Source organism: Enterobacter cloacae complex sp. P47BA (assembly GCF_014930485.1).
GTDB classification, from domain to species: domain Bacteria; phylum Pseudomonadota; class Gammaproteobacteria; order Enterobacterales; family Enterobacteriaceae; genus Enterobacter; species Enterobacter bugandensis.
Map to the genome: position 1 here is coordinate 186,281 of NZ_JADBRF010000002.1, position 19,198 is coordinate 205,478.

Below are 19,198 nucleotides of genomic sequence, written 5' to 3' on the forward strand. Positions count from 1 at the left end.
ACGCCGTGCCCAGCGCCACCGGTGCGGCATTCCTGCATCCATACGATAAGAGGCTTCCATGAAATTCAGCATCTTTCTTCTGATGCTGTGCGCGCTCACGGGCTGCGCACGGCATCAGGGCGACCTCCCGCCGGTATCCGGCGAACCCGAGCCGGTGAATTCCCCCGCCATCATTCAGGAGCTGACTCACCATGTCTGATATTCAGAACATTGTTAATGTTTCCCGCTCTTTTGAATCCATCCTGCTGGAAAAGGAAGAGCGTTCCCGAAGAACCGCCTGGCGGGTGGCCGCTGCCGGACTGATTCTGGCTGCAATGGCGATTGCGGCCATTATTATTCTGCTGCCGCTGAAAACTACCGACACTGAATTATGGTCAGTGGATAAACAGACCGGGCGCTATGAATATATGACCCGTGTGAAGGAGCGGGATATCTCGTCTGAAAAAGCACTGGCGCACTCTCTGGCAGCACACTATGTCAGACTTCGCGAGGGGTATAATTATTTCTCCCTCCAGCGTGATTATGACGACGTACAGTTATTTAACAGCGACAGCGTGAACCGGGACTATCTGGACGGGTTTAACGGTGACCAGGCACCGGACGTTATTTTTAATAAGGCGGAATATGTTGTCTATATCGACATTATTTCCAATGTTCATACGCCTGCCACCGGGCCGGATAATCTGGCAACCCTGCGTATCAAGCGCACTATCCGCCGTATTGCTGATAATTCCGTGAAAACGGATGTGTGGAATATCCGTCTCACATACCGCTACGTCCCGCACCGGCAACTGACCGACAGCCAGCGCGAAGTGAACCCGCTGGGCTTTATCGTCACCAGCTACCAGCGCGACAAAGAGCTGAGGGGGGAATGATGCTGAAATACATTCTGCTCCTCACGGGTTTACTGGCGTCATGCGTGGCATGGAGCGCGGCGACACCGCGCGGCAGCGCGTATGACAGCCGGATGCAGAACGTCACGTACAACAGCCAGAACGCCACGGTCGCCAGTACCCGACCCGGCTACGTCACCATGCTGGTGTTTGATGATGATGAAACCGTTATCGATGCGCAGGCGGGTTTCCCCAGAGGCTGGACCGTGACGAAAAGCGATAACCGGGTGGGCGTCAGCCCGAACCCGATTACCCAGCCGGTCACGGACGCCAGCGGCAACAACGTCAGTCAGGTGTTTCTGCCGACGGCAAAAGACTGGAAAACCAACCTGTTCGTGGTGACATCGAAGCGCGATTACAGCCTGGAGCTGAACGTGCTGGATAAAGACTCGCCCGCCCAGGCCTTTGTTATCCGCTACCACTATCCCGATGAGCAGCGGAAAAAGTCAGCGGCCACCAGCGCCACCCTCCAGCAACGACAGCAGGAAACACTGGACCGGCAGCGGATAGCGGCGGCATTCGGGCAGACAACCACGCCGCGCAACTGGCGCTATACAAAACGGGTGGCCGCCGGTTCCGCCGCCATCGCCCCGGACTTTACCTGGGATGACGGTCGTTTTGCGTATATCGGTTTTTCTCCTGCGAAAACCCTGCCTTCCGTTTTCCGGGTGGTTAACGGCCAGAAGCAGGCGGTCACGCCCGGAACGGTTAAACGGGGCAACTACACCGTGATGGTGGTTCCGGCATCGCCGCAACTGGTTCTGCGTTACGGCAGCTCGGTGGTGGGGATCGAAAACGACGGATTCGGGCGTATCCCGCTGACCAACAGTGACACCGTTTCGCCGTCCGTTACGCTGGAGGAAAAATGACCGACAAATCTTTCCCGGACGAACCGGAAAAAACCACCGCAGAACGGGAAGCAGAAGCCCGCGAACGCGCCCGCGCGGCAATGGCATATCAGGAACCGGAGCAGAAAACGCCGCCCGGTCAGCCGGAAGTGACCCGCTTTCGTAAAGCTTCTGGTCGCCGCACGCTGATCGTCAGCCTGCTGAGTCTGGTACTGGTCATCGCGCTGGCATCCGGTGGCGATCGTCTTCTCAGCGCCCTGAAAAGGGGTGCTGAGAAAGAATCTGACACTGCGCCACCGCCCGCCTCCGGGACGGTGCAGCAGGAGCGTAAGAATCTGGGCATGGACAGTAACCCGTTTGGCCTGTTCGGCCCAGGGAGGCAGGAAAGCGCAGGCACTGCCAGTCAGAGCGCCCCGGCCACTCCAGCTCTGCCGCCCGGGCCGCCCGCTCTGAACAAGGCGGCAGCACTGGCAGGCGGGCTGAACAGCGGCAGTACAGGGTCAGGCGACGATATGCGCACGCCCCGAAGCGGATCGCGCAGCAACGCGGAAACGTCGGGCAGCCCGTCAGCCTCAACGGCGTACACATCCTGTCAGTCGGTACTGGTCAGTGGCGAAGATGGGCGCCTGCGTTGCCCGGATAGGGTCACACCGGCAGCCAGCAGTAACAGCGACAATCCAGGCCTCGCCAGCGTTACCGGCGTGAAGCGGCTTGGCCTCAATCCCGATCTCTATATCCCGGTGGATCGCTATATTCCGTGTTCGATGATGCGGCGCTTCGTATCCGATGTTGGCGGTCAAATCTCCTGCCTGATCGGTGAGAATGTCTGGAGCGCCAGTAACCATGTGAAGCTGATCCCGGCAGGAACGGTCGCCCGTGGCGTCTACCGCACCGGGGCACTGCAACACGGACGCAGCCGGATGTTTGTGCTGTGGACGGAGCTGCGCACGCCGGAGCCCGGCAGCCTGCAAATCCCGCTCACCGATACGCAGGCCACCGGCCCGCTCGGTGAGGCGGGGATCGCGGGCTGGATCGACAGCCATTTCTGGGAGCGTTTCGGCAATGCCCTGATGCTCAGTACCGTGCAGGACGTGGCGGTGGCGGCATCAGATGCCGCACCGGGTAAAGACCGTAATACCGACTATACCGAAAACACCCGCGCTGCCACGGCGGAAATGGCGAAAACGACGCTGGAAAACAGCATCAGTATCCCGCCCACCATGTACCTGAACCAGGGTGATGTGATCGGCATCATGACCGGCACGGATATTGATTTTTCCTCTGTTTATCAACTTCGACTGAAAAAGAAATGGTATGAACGCTGAAAACCTGTCACTGGATTTTATGAAAAACCGGCTGTTTGGTGATTTTCTCGCGCAGGATGGCCTGACAGAAATTGCTGTTAACCGACCGGGTGAGCTGCATACAAAAATTCGGGGAAAATGGCAAAAACAGGCATCTCCCATCACGTTACGTCAGTGTCATGCTTTTGCCAGTGCGCTGGCGTCCTGGCATGACGATAATATCGACGATACATCACCCATCCTTTCAGCAACATTAGGATCCGGCGAACGTATTCAGGCGATTATTCCCCCGGCCTGCGAGCGTAATACGGTGTCCATTACGCTTCGCAAACCCTCGTTTGAGCAGAAAACACATCAGTCATGGATTGATGCGGGATTTTATCAGCACGTGGCTGGTCAGGAAAATACGGAAAGTCAGGATAATGCACTGATCCGGTTATATCACAGCGGGGATATTCCCCGTTTTATGGAAAAGGCGGTGGAATACGGCAAAACGATTTTTATTGTGGGTGAAACCGGCTCCGGCAAAACCACCTATATGAAAACGCTGCTGTATTATATTCCGCTACATCTCCGTCTGGTAACGATTGAGGATAATCCCGAAATCCGTTTTTATCACCATGCCAATTATGTTCATCTTTTTTACCCGGCGGATGCCGGGGATAACGCCATTGTCACACCCGGCAGGCTGATCCGTGCTAATTATCGTATGAACCCTGACCGGATATTACTGGCGGAAATTCGTGGACGGGAGGCGTGGGATGCGCTGAAAATTGTCGGCTCCGGGCATGAAGGGTTAATAACCTCCCTGCATGCGGGCAGCCCGGAAGAATGTATTGAAGGCATCATTGACCGCTGCTATGAAAACCCGGACTGCCGGAACATTCCTTTTGATGTGCTGTTACGCAAGGTACTTAAAAGCATCGATGTCATCGTCAGCATTGATATACACGGCGATGTGCGACGGATGCGTGACATTTACTTTAAGCCAGTTCATTTAAATGGCATGAAAGAGACATTCAGACATTAACTCCGGCAAATAACATTACTCAAGATACGTAACCTTTCATTAATCATAATGGTAACTGAAATGAAAAAAACAATATTATCCGTATTATTACTCTGCGTTATGGCGTCATGTCCAACATCTGTACTGGCTGCTGATGCCTGCAAAGTGGTGTTATGTATGTACGGTAAAGCAACCGGGAATGGCGGCAGCAGTGAATGTCACACCGCTGAACGGGCATTTTTTAATATCGCAAAAAAGAACAGGCATGGTTTTCTACCTGACCATACGGCTGATGCCAGAAAATCGTTTTTACTTGAATGTGACTCGGCAGACCCGGCGGCTATCAGTCGGGTCATCAGTAAATATGGCCGCGTTCGTGGTTAATACTGGCGAGACGGGCACAGAGCGTGACGGTTTTCAGGTTTTTACGGCTTCTGTTTTTCGCGGATTAAGGAGCGAAGAAACAGGGGCCGTAAAAATGAGGCAGCGGACAGAAATATTTTCGCGGGTTAAGGAGCGAAAATAATTCAGGCACCGCCCCTCACCTGCAAACAGCCGCGCCCACGCGGATTTTGCAGGCCGGGGGGAGCCGGATAAATTTCGCCGCCCCAGCGAGCGAAAAGCTGTCGCCCACGACAGCGATTTATCTGGGGGGCACAGCCCCGCACACCGTCGCGGCTAAGTCTCCGGCCAAAAGCCGGTAGCGTGGCGCGACCACCCTCTTTAAAGGTCAGCTTCCCTTTTATTCCCGCTGCGAGGAACGAGCAAAGGGAAGAAAAAGGCGAAAGCGACCGTCTTAAAGGGGGTGGTCGCGCGTAGCGGGCGACGGTGTGCCGCCGTTGACGTTGGGGGTTTGGCGCGGCGTCCAGCCACGACATTACCCCCATGCGACATATCATAAGGGCGTCCAGCCCGCATGTACTGGCGCACGCCGTGTCGTGCAGGGAAGCATGCTTTCCGGCACATGGTCGCATAGCGGCCACCTTCTTTACCCCATACGCTCGCCCCGCCTTTTCGCCCAACACCGTGGGGCGAACTGATGGGGCGATGTCATGGGGCGAACTGCTGACGAAGGAGGCATCGTGATTTTGAATAAGCTGGTCGTTTCACTGTCGCCGATAGTGAATGGCGCGCTGAGCTTCATTGCTTTTATGCAACAGCATCAGCTGATGCTGGCGCTGTTATCGGGGCTGACGATGCCGTTTTTCGCGTCAATGAAAAGCGATGAACGGCAAAAAGCCCCGTTGTGGCAAAAGCTGATTATTGTTTTTTCCATGCTGTGTTTTCTTTCCGGTACGATGGCCCCGGTTGTTATCTGGATTTTTCAGTGGCTTTATAAAGGCCGTGTAGTCGCCAGCATTTCCGTTCTGGCATGGCCGGTGCTGATTGCCTTTACCGTAACGGGTTTTATTTTGCATATTTTGCTACGCAGAGTATTAACACCTGAATTAGACAGAATAAAGAAACACCTCGTCAGAAAAACAACGCTTGAACGGGAATTGCGCACCGATGTCCGCACGGTAAAATCACTGCTGCCGGAAACGCTGCATTATGACCCGCTGGATTATATCGACCTGAACAAAGGGTTATTTATCGGCATGGACCGCGATATTCAGCCAATGTACCTGCCGTTAAACGACTGGCAAAAACAACACGCGGATATTATCGGCACAACAGGAGCTGGTAAGGGCGTTGCCACCGGCATATTACTATATCAAAGCATTCTGGCCGGTGAAGGCGTATTTGTGATGGACCCCAAGGATGATGAATGGGCACCCCACCTTTACCGAAAAGCTTGTGAAGATGCCGGGAAGCCCTTTGCCTTAATTGACCTGCGAAACCCCCAATACCAGTTAAACCTGATTGAAGCGATCACCGCCGATGAACTCGAAGAGCTTTTTGTTGCCGGTTTCAGTCTGGCAGAGAAAGGTCAGGAATCTGACTTTTATCGCATTGACGACCGGAAAGCAGCACGAATAGCCGCGCAGTATGTCACCCGAAATACTGCCTCAACCATTCGGGATGTTTATAACGGCGACTACGTTCAGGGTATTGCAGATAAGATAAAGGCCTTTTTCGGGAAAATTGAAGAGCTGGCCCTACTCAATGCTATCAATGCCCCCACCGGATTTTCGCTTAATACGATATTTGAGGAAGGCGGTTGCTGCTATGTGATTGGCTCAATGCGCAACAGCAAAATCATTACCGCGCAGCGCATGTTGCTGGTTCGACTATACCAACTGGCAGAAAGGCGCGAGCGTGTGAAGGACGTGCCCCGCCCCATTGCTATTTATCTTTCCGAACTGAAATACCATTTATCCAGGCCCGCGCTGGAAGGTTTAGGCGCGGCACGCGATAAAGGCGTGCACATTATTATGGACCATCAGTCGATTGCCGATTTAAAAGACTGCCCGGCAGATTTGAAAGGTGATGCCGTTGTCGGCGCGGTCGTTGAGAACGCTAAATTCAAACTGGTTTATCGGGTCATGGATCCGGACACCGCTGAATGGGTGGCAAGGATGTCCGGCACCATATTAGTCGATGATGAGGTCCGCAAAGCCAAAACCGATGCCGTACTGACAGAGACTATCGACGATGAACGCACCATCAGGCAGGCGGAGCGTTTCTTTACCGACAGCAATATGATCCTGAACCTACCCGATTTTGTCAGCTTCATCTTTACGACAAAAACACTCCCGTCTGCTTCGCTGATTTCGCCCATCAGGGTGAGAAAACGCGAGCTGGAAATCTGTGCCGTATCGCCCTCGATTGCCGCCACCGCCGCAACGGTAAACATCACCCTGGATTTTAGCGAGGAGGAAACTTCCCCCGGACCAGCATTAACGCCGGATATCACCACAACGCGGCCTGATCTTTTTTTTGATGAGGTGGGCGAAAAAAACACGACAACACCAAATGCCGATAAAGAAGAAAACCCGTCATTGCTGGATTTTTAAAGGGGGAATGATGCTTATCACCGCATACAGCGAACGCCAGACGCGGCACCGCGAAAAAATACAACGACTTCTGAATTTTCTGAAAGAAGATACGTACAGTGACTTTAAAACGCTGATGCTGCTATTCGGCTTCAGAGACCATAAATCGCTATATTCCCTGCTTTCAAAAGTCGAGGGCATGGGGTTAATACAAAAGCATGTCCTGGTATCGCGCACGATGAAGATTTCATTGTGGGGCATAACCAGTGACGGACTGGCCGTTGTATTAACACCCGACGATGCGCTTTTCCCGGCGCGGTTTGAGCCTTCAAAAATCACCGGCTGGACCTTGGAACATCACCTTGATAATCAGGCAGCCCGGATCATCCTTGAGCAAAAAGGCGCATCCGGGTGGATAAATGGCGACCGCACAACCTTCCTCAGCCGGTATCAGGTCGGTCATCGCCCGGACGGGCTGATCACCCTGTCCGGCGGCACCGTGATCGCCATTGAGACCGAGCGTCGTCTGAAAACCAAAGCCCGATACCAGTCAATCATCGCCAGCCATTTACTGGCCCGCACCCGTAAAGACTGGATTTACGTTTTTTATATTGTGCCGGATCCGCAGAAAAAGCGCGGCCTTGAACGGCTCTTTGACAGCATCCGGCACGTCATCGTTAACCATCAGCACATCCCGTTGGAAACCCGCCACCGAAATGTCTTCCGCATCTACACGCTCGACGAGCTAAAACAGCTTGATGTAGGCCACTGCATATAGTTCTTCTGTATCACTTACAGTCCCAACCCACCCAACCAGCAGCGCAACAACCTGAAATAATCCCCCTCGAAATACTCCCCAATATCAGAACAGACAGGACACCAGAATGAACAGAGAAACTGACCGACTTGCGGACGTACTGACCGAAATGAGCGCAAAAGCGCTGGTGACTTGGATGACGCATTCCGCTTTGCAGGACATACCGCGCGAAGCATTACTGGTTCGCGGCCACGATTTTGTGTATGCCCTACATGCAAATTTTGTGCTGCTGCGTGATGTTCTGTCAGAAACGATGGAAGATATTGAGCAGCAGAGCCATGACCTCGAAGAAAGACTGAATAGCCTGGAACAACGCCTTCAGACGCTTCAGAAAGATACTGATAATTTATATTAGCTCACCTTTGACCTAGCACAACTACGACATAGGGCCAAACCTAATCTGACAGGCAGCTTTGTGCCAAGAGCGGAAATTGATGACCAAGTTTAAGTACCTCATCGGTGTGAATGAAAATGGAAATTATCTGGCTGCCGGTGAACGTGATAATTTCATAGAAATCCCGCTGCATTCAGGTTAGAGGAAAATTCTACTTATGCCTGCATTGTTCTTTCGGGGGGGTACCCCTGCACCAGAAAATTAACAAATATAGCTAATTCAATCGGTGACAGGATAATGCCCCTCCCTCTGTATATTCTAACAATTAATAAACTTACAATCTGTTTTTATGTTCAGCAAGTCTAAAAAATCTTCCTCTGATATTTTTCGTCTCAATCCAATTTTAAAAGTAGAATTGCTACCATAAAATAAGTCGTAGTGATGCAAGGGATGTATGTCTTTTTTACCATGTTTTTCATAGTTAATCCTATCATAGTCATACCTTAAATATCCATCTTCCATCATGAGTAACTCTCTCAAAAAACTCCAATAACTCTCATTACAACTATCCTCTTGATATAAGGATATTTTCTCAATAAATTCCAAGCTACAGCCACTATAAAAACTCGGCTCATTTATTAATGATATAACCTCAGATGTAATTCGATTATCAACTTCCATCTCGTTTCTAAATTTGAATGAGTAGCATTCATTTTTCTTAATGTAAAATGGGAACATAATTGAGAAATATTTATCAGATTTCACAAAAAATATTCTACTCATTTTATCAATTCTAACTATAATCTTACCCTTAGCGTTGCTTTCTTTAATTGTCGGATTGATAAGCATATACTTAATACTATTCATCAATAGTTCTATTATCTGGATTTTATTTTTAATCGGCTTAAAAAATCTATCCATATAAGATTCATCTATATCAAATGAGTACTCAATCATCTGCAGTAGTACTTTTTGTTATCGTTAATAAATTCAACAATCCCATCCTCATCAAAATCGTCTTTATAACTTTCAGGTAAAGACTGGATGAATTTCTTCCAATATTTCTTTTCAATCCCTTCTCTTGTTAAAATATCATTAATAAAATCATAGAAGGAGACGTTAGATTGACTTTTAACCTTAACAATACGCTTCTGTATTCTTTCTTTTTCTTCCCTACTTGGCTCTTTTGTTTTAATTACATCTTGTGTATTAATTATATCTAAACCATCAAGTTGGCATTGGATTTTTTCATACTTTTCAACCAACAAATAAGACTGAAGAAATGAACGGGTTAACATTGTGTAAAGACTATTCCTATATGTATAATTATCTTTAATTTCCTTTGTCACACAAATAACAAAAGGGAATTCCAATCCTTTGACATTATTAACATTTGAAATAAACAATTGATTGGGTATTTTTTTCTTAGTCTCTACTGCTTTATTAACATCCCATTTAAGCTCAGTTCTAATTTTAAACTCTAAACGATCTATATAATCATAGATGTAATTATCTTTATCTAACATGATTATAGCAATATCATTTGATTCTACCGTCGGATTATCATTTTTAATACGCTTTAAAATATCAATAACTTGTGACTCATTTATATGTTTCATGATATTCATGTTCGATATTTTTGTCTCTTCTAAATCCTCAAACCTCCGAATAGAATCACGAGAGAGTGTCACTTCTTTGTTTGCTTTATTGATAGTATAACCACTACTTTCCCACTCACTATCTTCTAACCAATTGAGTTTGTTTTCCTCAAAAAGCCCCATTCCAATAGCATGTGCAAACATTAAAATCCGAGGTGCCGTTCGGTAACATTTGTTAAGTACATAGTCGACATTTTCAACTTCTTTCTTGATGTTATTTTCAAAAATATCCTGAAAAATATCACCAGCTACGTATACCTTGTGTCTAGTAATCTTTTCACACAACTCAAAAAATACTTCAGGAAAGTCTTGTTTTTCATCAATTAAAATATAATCAAATGCATATTCTAAGTCTTCAATTTTATTAATTTCAATTAATGCCTTAGAAAAAATCTCATGGTAACTAGTGTTTTTGCTCCACCTTGAAAAAGAAATGCCATAAAAATCACAGATATAACTATATAACCCAGAGTCTTTATCTTGCTTAGAACCCCACGCTCTATCAACCCACAACTCATTATTCCATTTGATTTGTTTTTCGACTTTCATAAAGTCAAAAAACGTTGGAATCCTATCTTTCAGTGTATGAGATAATGCTTTATTATGACACGTAAAGAAAATTTTAATCTTATCTTCCGATGCATATATTTCTTTTAGTTTATGCATTAAAAGCTCGGTTTTACCAGTGCCAGATAAACCTTGGATTGATATTCTTTTATTTGGTAGTTGCTTGTATATAAATCGAGTTTGCTCACCATCAAATAAAATTATATTATGTTTTACTTTTTCAAGAAGCGTTGTTGGAGTTTCAACTCCGACCTTATCTATATTATTTATACTACCCGTAATTAATGATATCAAAAGCTCACACTTCCTATAGTCAGCCTCATCAAGTTGATTCTCTTTCAAAATTTCTGAGCAATCAAAGTCGTTATCTAGCGTAACCTGGCTCGTGAAACCTTCTTTTAATTTTCGAGCTCTTCCTATATGTTTTTGATATCTATATTTATCAGATATAGAGTTAACATCCTCCATAAAATCTTCGTAATATTCATCAAATTCATCTTCATCATTTTTTAAATCAATGAATATTATTTTGTGCTTTGGTGAAAGTATTACTATAGTATTTTCTGAATAAGAGTAGCTATATTTGTTTTCACCTAATGGAGCTGTTATTAAGTATAACTGTTCAGTTGGGTTTTGTTCAGCATACTCCTCGATATTTTGAATAACATTTGTATTCAATTCACTCTTTTCTATATGATTATAAAATAAACTATTTGGCATGCTGCTAGTCACCTGATTATGTTAATAGTAACCACCGTAAGTGGTGGATAAACCTATAAGTTATTATCTAACAATTTTAGGGAACTTCCAACCAAGTGTGTGCAGAAAGATGGGCATTTCTGAGGCCACCTTTTACAACTGGAAGAAGAAATTTTCCGGTCTGGGTGTGACAGAATTGCGCCGTCTGCGGCAACTGGAAGATGAAAATCAGCGGCTGAAGAAATTGGTGGCCGCTCTGAGTCTGGACAAGGAGATGCTGCAGGAGGTGCTGAAGCAAAAGTTCTGAGGCCGGCTCAGAAGCGCCAGGCGGTACATTTTCTGCGTGAGGCTTATCGCATCAGTGTCCGTCGAGGATGCGGGTTGCTGATACTGAGCAGAACTGTCTATCACTGGCAGAGTCGGCGTGATGATCGGGCAATAACCCTGCGCATCAGGGAAATTGCGGAAACACGAATACGCTACGTCCGCGCATTCATGTCCTGCTGCGACGGGAAGGCTGGCTGATAAACTATAAGAAAACACACCGGATTTACTGTCTGGAAGGCCTGAATCTGCGCAGGAAACGTCCCCGCAGACATATCAGTGCGGCACACCGTCAGCAGCGTCCGCCCGTGACGCACATCGATCAGTGCTGGAGTATGGACTTCGTGTCGGATCGTCTGTTTAACGGACGGCACTTCCGGGCGCTGACTGTAGTGGATAATTTTAGTCGGGAATGTCTGGCGATCCATGAAGGAAAATCACTGAAGGGTGAGGTTGTGGTCAGTGTAATGGATGCACTCAATAGGTATCACGGCAGTGAGTTTATCTCGAAAAGTCTGGATAAATGGGCGTATGAACACGGTGTCACGATGGACTTCTCCCGACCCGGCAAGCCGACAGATAACCCGTATATTGAGTCATTTAACGGTAGTCTGCGGGATGAGTGTCTGAACATTCACTGGTTTTTGTCACTGGAAGATGCACAGGACAAACTCGACAACTGGCGCAGGGAATATAATCATGAGAGAACCCATTCATCATTAAATGACATGACTCCGGCGGAATTTATCCGAAGTATCCAGAAAGATGAAGATCTCTGATTTAGCACTGTACTGATTTTGGGCCAGGGTCATACCCGAGCTCGTTACAGCTTGTCGTTGAGGAGGAACATCTTAAAAATATAAAGCTGCCGCATTGGGTTGGGCTTGTGTAAGTCGATGCTAACGTCTAACCATTTAACTTCCGCTTCTCGCTGTGGGTTCAACGGGCCGATGCAACACTAGGTTTACTTTCAGAATGAGCTGGAATCAATGATTTCGTCAGGCCTGCTTTTAGCTCTAAACTGACTGTCATATTTGGTTGTGTGCTGTACGAGAAAGCTGTACAGCGATATGAGCTATTGCAATTAATCACATGGAGTAACTACACATCAATCCCTTCTTGGGGTTGTTTTAATTCCACTGCAGGAACATGACTGTTCGGTGCTCGCCCTGTCTGCGCTCCGCCTCACTCATGTCCCTACAGCGTTACTGTTTTAAAAGCCCCCTACACGCAAAGCCCCATTCCTTTGCAGTGCATTCCCACTCAAAGCTTATCCATCAAATAACGATGCGCTTTGGATGCCGCGCTGGCGGCCTTGAAAATATAGCGCTTGTCGTTCTTCAGTGCTTTCAGCCAGGAAGCGATATAGCTTTCATGCTGCACCTCTCCAACGATCCCCAGATCCGCCACCAGGAACGCGCTTCCCAGTTCGGCGATCAACTCCTCAAACGCATACCCCTCACTGCCAAACTTCCCTTTCATTTCACGGTTCAGCCGACTTTTTGCCCCGCTCCAGTGAATCAGCTCATGCAGGCCGGTGGCGTAGAAATTGGCAGCGTCGGTAAAAAGACAACGTTCCGGTAAACGGATTTCATCGGTTGACGGTGCAAAAAAGGCGTTTTGTCCCTTCTCAATGATGGTTGCACCACTGTTACGGAAAAGCGCTTCCGCACGCGGTAACGGCTCAAAGATCTCTGCCGGACAAACGGCTTCGTCACTCAGAGGCAAACCATCAATTTGCTCAACATTAAACACGGTGAACGTCTTCAGCATCGGGATATAGTCAGTTTCTCCGTCGTCATTTTCCTTTTCCAGCGTGGTATAGAAAATGGCGGTAGTGCCGTGTTCTCCCTTGCGCACCTGCCCGCCTTCCGCTTTTGCCTGCTTGTAGGTCATCCAGCGCGAATCACTGAATCCCTGTTTTGAGGCACTGCACCATAGCAACATGATATTCATTCCACTGTAAGCAGCACCAGTCGCGTAGTTTGAAGGTAATCCTGACATGCCTGGTACGCGCTGCCACGGGCAGGACCACGGCTTAACACCTGTTTCAAGGGCAGAAATGATGCTGTCAGTGACTGTCTGATAAATATCGGTTTCGGTTCTGGAAAACTTCGTTTTTGAGGAGCCTGACTGCTCCAGCGGGGATACGCTGGTCGCCGTTGCGGTGCTAGGGGCGCTAGTCTGGTTATGCAGGGAAATAGTCATGGTTTTTTCTCCGTCAGTGGTGTGATTTCCGTCTTCGTATCGCCTGACGGTTCGCTTTTCCGGCATCGTTCCATCCCGCAAGGGCGCAGCATGCGTGCTATTTACCCTTGCGGGATGGGTTGTGTTGGGAAACGATTAGCCGGAAGCTGATACGGGAACGGAAATCACATGGGAGAAAAACCAGATTCTAAATACCCATTCGTAGCGCCCCTTGCTCCGTATCGGTGAAAGAGGTTAAGGCTAGAGATTTGTAGTGGTTTGATTGGCTTAGGGATAAGGTCTAGCTAAAAAGTAAAATAAAAAGCAGGGGTGTTAACTCTTACAGAGCCTGCGACATGTAGCAGCTGTAGCAGCTGTAGCAAATGTATGAATAGTAGTTTTTTGAAAAAAAACATCTAACCCTATAATTTTATAATCAATATACTCTAGACTTATTTTAACATTCTTAATTTGCTCGAGAAGTAATTATTTTGAGTTTCAGTTCCATATTGGATATGAATGACAACAAATAAAAAATGTGATTTATTTCAAACCCTGGACAAGAAGATCGCCCCTCAAATTCCAGTTTGTATTTTTTTAAATATAATGATGTTTGTTTCGATAAAAACTATCCATTCTCAGCTCTTATCGGAATTGAATCGCCAATTTAATTTCAACTATTTTTGGATATCTTTAAAGAAAATAGAGCACCTCTCAATAATCGATGGCAACATTTCATCTATTAAATCATTTCTAAAAGTATGTTTGGAGTAAGGCCGAGGTACTATTATACAAGACAACTCCTGTAATGTGATAACTGAGCTTGGAAAAACTGCATCTGAACCAGCTAAAATTAAAGCCTCACGACCTAAATGTATTACTGAGTCAATACAATCTGCACACATTGCTGCGCTCTCATAATCCACTGTTTTTTTCTCAGAGTTGAATAGAGGCACTTTCTTTATTTCAAGTACCCAAGGATTTTTCTTCGAAGCTCTGACACACTCAATTTTAATTCTTTTGCAACAAGGGCACACCCATCGCTCATCATATCTATTCCAATATTTCCCCCTAGTAGAGGAAAGGTGGGAAATCTCATTTGATGTTGGCTCACGTTTAGCGATAAAACTTTTTTTCATCCTCCAAGAGTTAGTTGCTCCTTTAAAAACTTCAGTGTTATACAGTAAACTTTCAGGCCAATACTGATCAAACTCTAACAATCCATTAATCCTAAAAAAATGCCTGGCTAAAGTTTCTGTCTGTTTAGCGGTTTTTTCTGATGGTTGATACCAGTCTTGTTTTTCGGCAGCTATAGTTGCAAATTTTCTAGCCATATCCATGCGAATATTAAATACAGGCTCTACCCTCTCCCACATTTTTTTTGCGGCCTCAGCATTTATTTGATGTTCGCGATTACTGGCAACATGAATAAATTCCGATATCTCCGTTGGTGAAAATGAAAAAAATCGATGGCATTTAACTAAGCGCTTAGCATCAGCATCGGCTTTATTACAGTCAGAACATATTATCGTATTGTCATAGGCTGATAAAGAAAATGCTGTCTTTATGGCAAATCGTTCAGAGAGAGCATCCGCAACAATAGTTTTCTTCTTTGTTGATAATTCCTCAAAGAGGGACTTTACGACCTCTTTCATATGGTCATGATGTTCATGTAGTTGGCAGCTTAAAAAATTATTTTTATTCAGCCTCACTATTTCTGATTTTTTCCTTCTGCAGCAGGGGCAAATCCACTCTACCGGGGTCATAACCCACCATTTATTAAGATGTGCCCCATCTGCTTTAAAAAGGGAAACTAAACGCTTTGTTGACAATGTGAATTCTGAATCAAGACCCGTAAGGTCTCGCTGTGCAAGAGAGAGTTTAAATATTTCCCAATCCATTTTAGACCTCAATCATTACTAATAATCATGCTAAGATTTTACTCGTCAACATCGTCGAAAATACTTCGTCCTGAAGACAAATTTGTACTCTGGGCTTCTTCTGTTTCTAATTCTTCGTAATCCACTGCCTCGGATTGCTTCTGCTTCAACATATCTTTCTTAGCTTCGATTTCACGGATGAATTGTTCAGATTTTTGCCATTCATCTTCATCATAAAAATCCGCACAATAAAGTTCATTATTCTCGTCACGAAATCGCTCCAAAAGGCGTATGACATCGTAGAATGCTTCGTCTACATCATCATCTGTACCCCAGGAATCCTCTATATCTTGGATTATTTCATTCATGTTAGAGTAAAACCCGACTTTTTGGACTGAAAGCCTGGCTGCATTCTCTTCTTGCGAGAGTAAAACTCCGACAAAGTCGGCATCGATGAAACAATCTGAATGGTTTACTGTGGCAAGAACGCTCAGCCTGTCCAGTACTTTTATTCTGAGCTCATCACCCAGTAGACCATTTGCATTCAGCCTACCCAATATTGTAAGGCTATTATCGTATCTTCTCGCAGAGTTTATTAAATCAAGCAAATTAGCCTTTGTCTTGTTGTTATTGAAATAAAGTCCCAAGAATTCAGGTGAACACCTGCTTGCCAAAAATGAGAGTATTGGCTTACTGATGGAGGCTCTGTTGCCACTAGGATCGATGATGTCCAGAACGCTGTTGAACATACTATGTGGCACAACCAGTTTTATCCCCTCAATCCCCATATCCCCACAACTGATTTCCTCGATTAATCTTTCCTTTGTGACTCCGGAAAGGTAGATATCGATGAGTTCTGGATTACCCGAAACATCAGTTGCGAAAGCATCGCGAATGGTTGGATGGCGGAATTTCCAGTAGTGTTCGTCTTGTGTTTTGCTAATTCTGATGAGTGAATCATCTAATGCTGACAATGCAGCTTTTACGTCGCCAAGATTTGATTGCATGGACGTGATGATATTGGTTGTCTGAGGGTTTTCTAACCGCAGTGGGATTGGTAGTTCCCCTCCATTAGCAAATACGAGGGCTAAGGCCGCTCTTTCAGCGGGTGCAAGCCCACCAATAATGTCTGCCATGATCCCCGTGGGATTTGAGAAAAAATCAACGACCCCAACTTCGTTAGGCACAAGCTTATTCGTGAACTGTGGATTGGCGAATCTCCGGGCAATTTCCGGAAGAAATTTGGGCACTGTTACTACTGACGGTAGAAAACTCTTAATTGCCCTTCGAAATGCTTTAGTCTGTTTCCCAAGCTTCAGGTGGTTGTACAGGATCATGGCTTTTTCAGGATCGGAGAGTTTCTCAACTTCAATTGTGACTCGGCTGTCTTTAAACAACTCGAATTTATTTGTATTTAAGCGATTCTGGGCTGCACGGAAGATATAGCTGCGCGAAGTGAAAATCACTCGCGCTCCCTTATGTATAGCAGCTTTCAACTTAGGGAGCCTTTGATTCCACTCTTGGACTCGGTTAAAGTCACAATGATTAGATCCAAAAGCATCGTCAACCCAAAAAAATTGTCCTGGATCGTCTGGGTTCCATTGCCTATCCAAATCTTCCGGCGAACTTAAAATCAGCGTTTGCAACCCCCACTCATCAGCCGCTGAGAGCGCTAACAAATTAGCTATCATAGTCTTACCACTTGCAGGTTCACCTATAAGCATCACGAATCCGTGATCCCTGAGAGCGTGTGCACAACGTCGGTATGCCTCTGTGGGGACGAAGCATGCAAGATCTGGTGCAATCGAATCGAGAACACTTTTTGCTTGCCGGAATGCCTGATTTGTAATTATCTGGGAAAGGTCACCAAGACCATATATTCGGGGTACCATACGCCTAAGACTTGGGTGTAAGGATATGCTGTGGTTTATCCATTCGGCACCGTAAATCCTTGCGAACTTTGCACCAGCTTTCCGCATGTCCTCTTCCATCAAGGCGGCTGTTTCAGCGGAAACTGAACAATTAGTGAATAAAAGGTATACATCGGCCAGCCCTTTACTCACAAGCCGCTCAATCTTAGGAAGTTCATCACTAACAACTCCCTTTGAAAGCTTCATATCTTGCTTGCTGGAATGTTTACATTGAGTAGTAAAACTAATGCTGATGTCATCGCCGAAACCAGTTCCAGACCAAGTGCCATAGAAAGCCCCATCGCGGCCGCCATCAACGCCGTCAGAGAATACTTGAAATGTCTGCCCAAAGGTCTCTTTCAAGATACATGATACGAGATCCTCGAAAGCCTTCCATCCAAGTTTGTGGAGGTCGAACTGGATTGATTGCATTGTTTTTTTAGAATTTCGGATTTAATAGATACTTATTTTAAAGTGTATGTTGGGGATGTCTAGGGATTGATTACAAGAAGCGAGTAAGGTAAGTGTTTACCTAAACAAGAACTGCTGTTTGTTGTGGTTTACTGAATTTGGCCACCTGAACAGAGGTGATATGCTCATCTCAGAACAAAACAGGTGTCCCAATGAAAAGAAGAAATTTCAGCGCAGAGTTTAAACGCGAATCCGCTCAACTGGTCGTTGACCAGAACTACACCGTGGCAGATGCAGCCAGCGCTATGGATGTCGGCCTTTCCACAATGACGCGATGGGTGAAGCAGTTGCGCGATGAGCGGCAGGGAAAAATACCTAAAACCTCTTCCATTACTCCGGAACAAATTGAAATACGTGAGCTGAAGAAAAAGCTACAACGTATTGAAATGGAGAATGAAATATTAAAAAAGGCTACCGAGCTCTTGATGTCAGACTCCCTGAACAGTTCTCGATAATCGGGAAACTCAGGGCGCGTTATCCTGTAGCCACTCTCTGCCATGTGTTCGGGGTTCATCGCAGCAGCTACAAATACTGGAAAAACCGCCCTGAAAAACCAGACGACAGACGGACTGTATTACGAAGCCAGGTGCTTGAGTTACATAGCATCAGCCACGGTTCGGCCGGGGCAAGGAGCATCGCCACCATGGCAACCCAGAGAGGCTATCAGATGGGGCGCTGGCTTGCTGGCAGACTAATGAAAGAACTGGGCTGGTCAGCTGCCAGCAACCCACTCACCGGTATAAACGTGGCGGTCATGAGCACATCGCTATCCCGAATTACCTTGAAAGACAGTTCGCAGTGACAGAACCAAATCAGGTATGGTGCGGCCACGTAACGTATATCTGGACAGGCAAACGCTGGGCATACCTCGCCGTTGTTCTCGACCTGTTCGCGAGAAAGCCAGTGGGCTGGGTAATGTCGTTCTCACCAGACAGCAGACTCACCATGAAAGCGCTGGAAATGGCGCGGGAAACGCGCGGCAAGCCGGCCGGCGTGATGTTCCACAGCGTTCAGGGTAGTCATTATACGAGCCGGCAGTACCAGCAGTTACTGTGGCGATACCGGATCAAGCAGAGTATGAGCAGGCGTGGAAACTGCTGGGATAATAGCCCAATGAAACGCTTCTTCCGGAGCCTGAAGAATGAGTGGGTGCCGGTGACAGGTTATATTAACTTTAGCGAAGCAACTCATGCGATCACAGACTATATCGTTGGGTATTACAGCTCGCTAAGATCGCATGAATATAACGGTGGGTTACCCCCAAACGAATCGGAAAACCGATACTGGAAAAACTCTAAAGCGGTGGCCAGTTTTTGTTGACCATTACACTGTTAAACCCGCGGCGATTCATTCGGGCCTGC

At 46.6% G+C, this 19,198-nt stretch carries 14 protein-coding genes and 2 pseudogenes; 11 read left to right on the forward strand and 5 right to left on the reverse strand.

The window, feature by feature from the left end:
- Positions 1-58 precede the first annotated feature (58 nt).
- The 9 genes from IM299_RS04365 (at position 59) to IM299_RS04405 (ending at position 8,162) form a co-directional block, all read left to right on the forward strand.
- Positions 59-199, forward strand: coding sequence for a hypothetical protein (locus IM299_RS04365; protein ID WP_032936799.1), 141 nt, complete (start codon positions 59-61; stop codon positions 197-199).
- The gene (locus IM299_RS04370) at positions 192-875 is read left to right on the forward strand and encodes a virB8 family protein (RefSeq protein ID WP_049096908.1); all 684 of its coding nucleotides are present in this window, start codon (positions 192-194) and stop codon (positions 873-875) included. The genes IM299_RS04365 and IM299_RS04370 overlap by 8 nt, the downstream gene beginning before the upstream one ends.
- Positions 875-1,762, forward strand: a complete 888-nt coding sequence (virB9, locus tag IM299_RS04375; protein ID WP_064360579.1) for a P-type conjugative transfer protein VirB9 — start codon at positions 875-877, stop codon at positions 1,760-1,762. The genes IM299_RS04370 and virB9 overlap by 1 nt, the downstream gene beginning before the upstream one ends.
- Positions 1,759-3,066, forward strand: coding sequence for a VirB10/TraB/TrbI family type IV secretion system protein (gene virB10 / locus IM299_RS04380; RefSeq protein ID WP_049096906.1), 1,308 nt, complete (start codon positions 1,759-1,761; stop codon positions 3,064-3,066). The genes virB9 and virB10 overlap by 4 nt, the downstream gene beginning before the upstream one ends.
- Positions 3,056-4,075, forward strand: coding sequence for a P-type DNA transfer ATPase VirB11 (gene virB11, locus IM299_RS04385; RefSeq protein ID WP_193357100.1), 1,020 nt, complete (start codon positions 3,056-3,058; stop codon positions 4,073-4,075). Before virB10 ends, virB11 begins: the two co-directional genes overlap by 11 nt.
- Positions 4,076-4,135: 60 nt before the next feature.
- Complete coding sequence (locus IM299_RS04390; protein ID WP_075208278.1) at positions 4,136-4,438, forward strand: TrbM/KikA/MpfK family conjugal transfer protein; 303 nt, start codon at positions 4,136-4,138, stop codon at positions 4,436-4,438.
- A 698-nt stretch (positions 4,439-5,136) separates the two neighbouring features.
- On the forward strand, positions 5,137-7,011 hold the full coding sequence (locus tag IM299_RS04395) for a type IV secretory system conjugative DNA transfer family protein (protein ID WP_129639793.1): 1,875 nt from the start codon (positions 5,137-5,139) through the stop codon (positions 7,009-7,011).
- A 10-nt stretch (positions 7,012-7,021) separates the two neighbouring features.
- Positions 7,022-7,768, forward strand: coding sequence for a MobC family replication-relaxation protein (gene mobC, locus IM299_RS04400; RefSeq protein WP_129639792.1), 747 nt, complete (start codon positions 7,022-7,024; stop codon positions 7,766-7,768).
- 106 nt (positions 7,769-7,874) lie between these two features.
- Positions 7,875-8,162 (forward strand): hypothetical protein, encoded by a 288-nt coding sequence (locus IM299_RS04405; protein WP_129639791.1) that lies wholly within the window; start codon positions 7,875-7,877, stop codon positions 8,160-8,162.
- Positions 8,163-8,459: 297 nt separating this feature from the next.
- Here IM299_RS04405 and IM299_RS04410 read toward each other — a convergent pair whose 3' ends face one another.
- Together IM299_RS04410 and IM299_RS04415 are read right to left on the reverse strand one after the other, a co-directional pair.
- A complete protein-coding gene (locus tag IM299_RS04410; RefSeq protein ID WP_129639790.1) occupies positions 8,460-9,062 on the reverse strand; it encodes a hypothetical protein in 603 nt (200 codons plus the stop codon).
- A gap of 32 nt (positions 9,063-9,094) precedes the next feature.
- Positions 9,095-11,086 carry a DEAD/DEAH box helicase gene (locus tag IM299_RS04415; protein WP_129639789.1) on the reverse strand — a complete coding sequence of 664 codons (1,992 nt, stop codon included), beginning with the start codon at positions 11,084-11,086 and terminating at the stop codon, positions 9,095-9,097.
- A gap of 40 nt (positions 11,087-11,126) precedes the next feature.
- Here IM299_RS04415 and IM299_RS04420 point away from each other — a divergent pair.
- Positions 11,127-12,168 (forward strand): annotated as a pseudogene (locus IM299_RS04420) (IS3 family transposase).
- Positions 12,169-12,652: 484 nt separating this feature from the next.
- Here the strand turns inward: IM299_RS04420 and IM299_RS04425 are convergent.
- The 3 genes from IM299_RS04425 to IM299_RS04435 all read right to left on the reverse strand — a co-directional run bounded on the left by IM299_RS04425 (position 12,653) and on the right by IM299_RS04435 (position 17,798).
- Positions 12,653-13,597, reverse strand: a complete 945-nt coding sequence (locus IM299_RS04425) for an ArdC family protein (RefSeq protein WP_129639788.1) — start codon at positions 13,595-13,597, stop codon at positions 12,653-12,655.
- A 656-nt stretch (positions 13,598-14,253) separates the two neighbouring features.
- Entirely contained in the window at positions 14,254-15,477 is a 1,224-nt protein-coding gene (locus IM299_RS04430) for a hypothetical protein (RefSeq protein WP_227013031.1), read from the reverse strand.
- Between the two features lie 38 nt (positions 15,478-15,515).
- On the reverse strand, positions 15,516-17,798 hold the full coding sequence (locus tag IM299_RS04435) for a hypothetical protein (RefSeq protein WP_129639787.1): 2,283 nt from the start codon (positions 17,796-17,798) through the stop codon (positions 15,516-15,518).
- A 191-nt stretch (positions 17,799-17,989) separates the two neighbouring features.
- Here IM299_RS04435 and IM299_RS04440 point away from each other — a divergent pair.
- Positions 17,990-19,157 (forward strand): annotated as a pseudogene (locus IM299_RS04440) (IS3 family transposase).
- Positions 19,158-19,198: the final 41 nt, after the last annotated feature.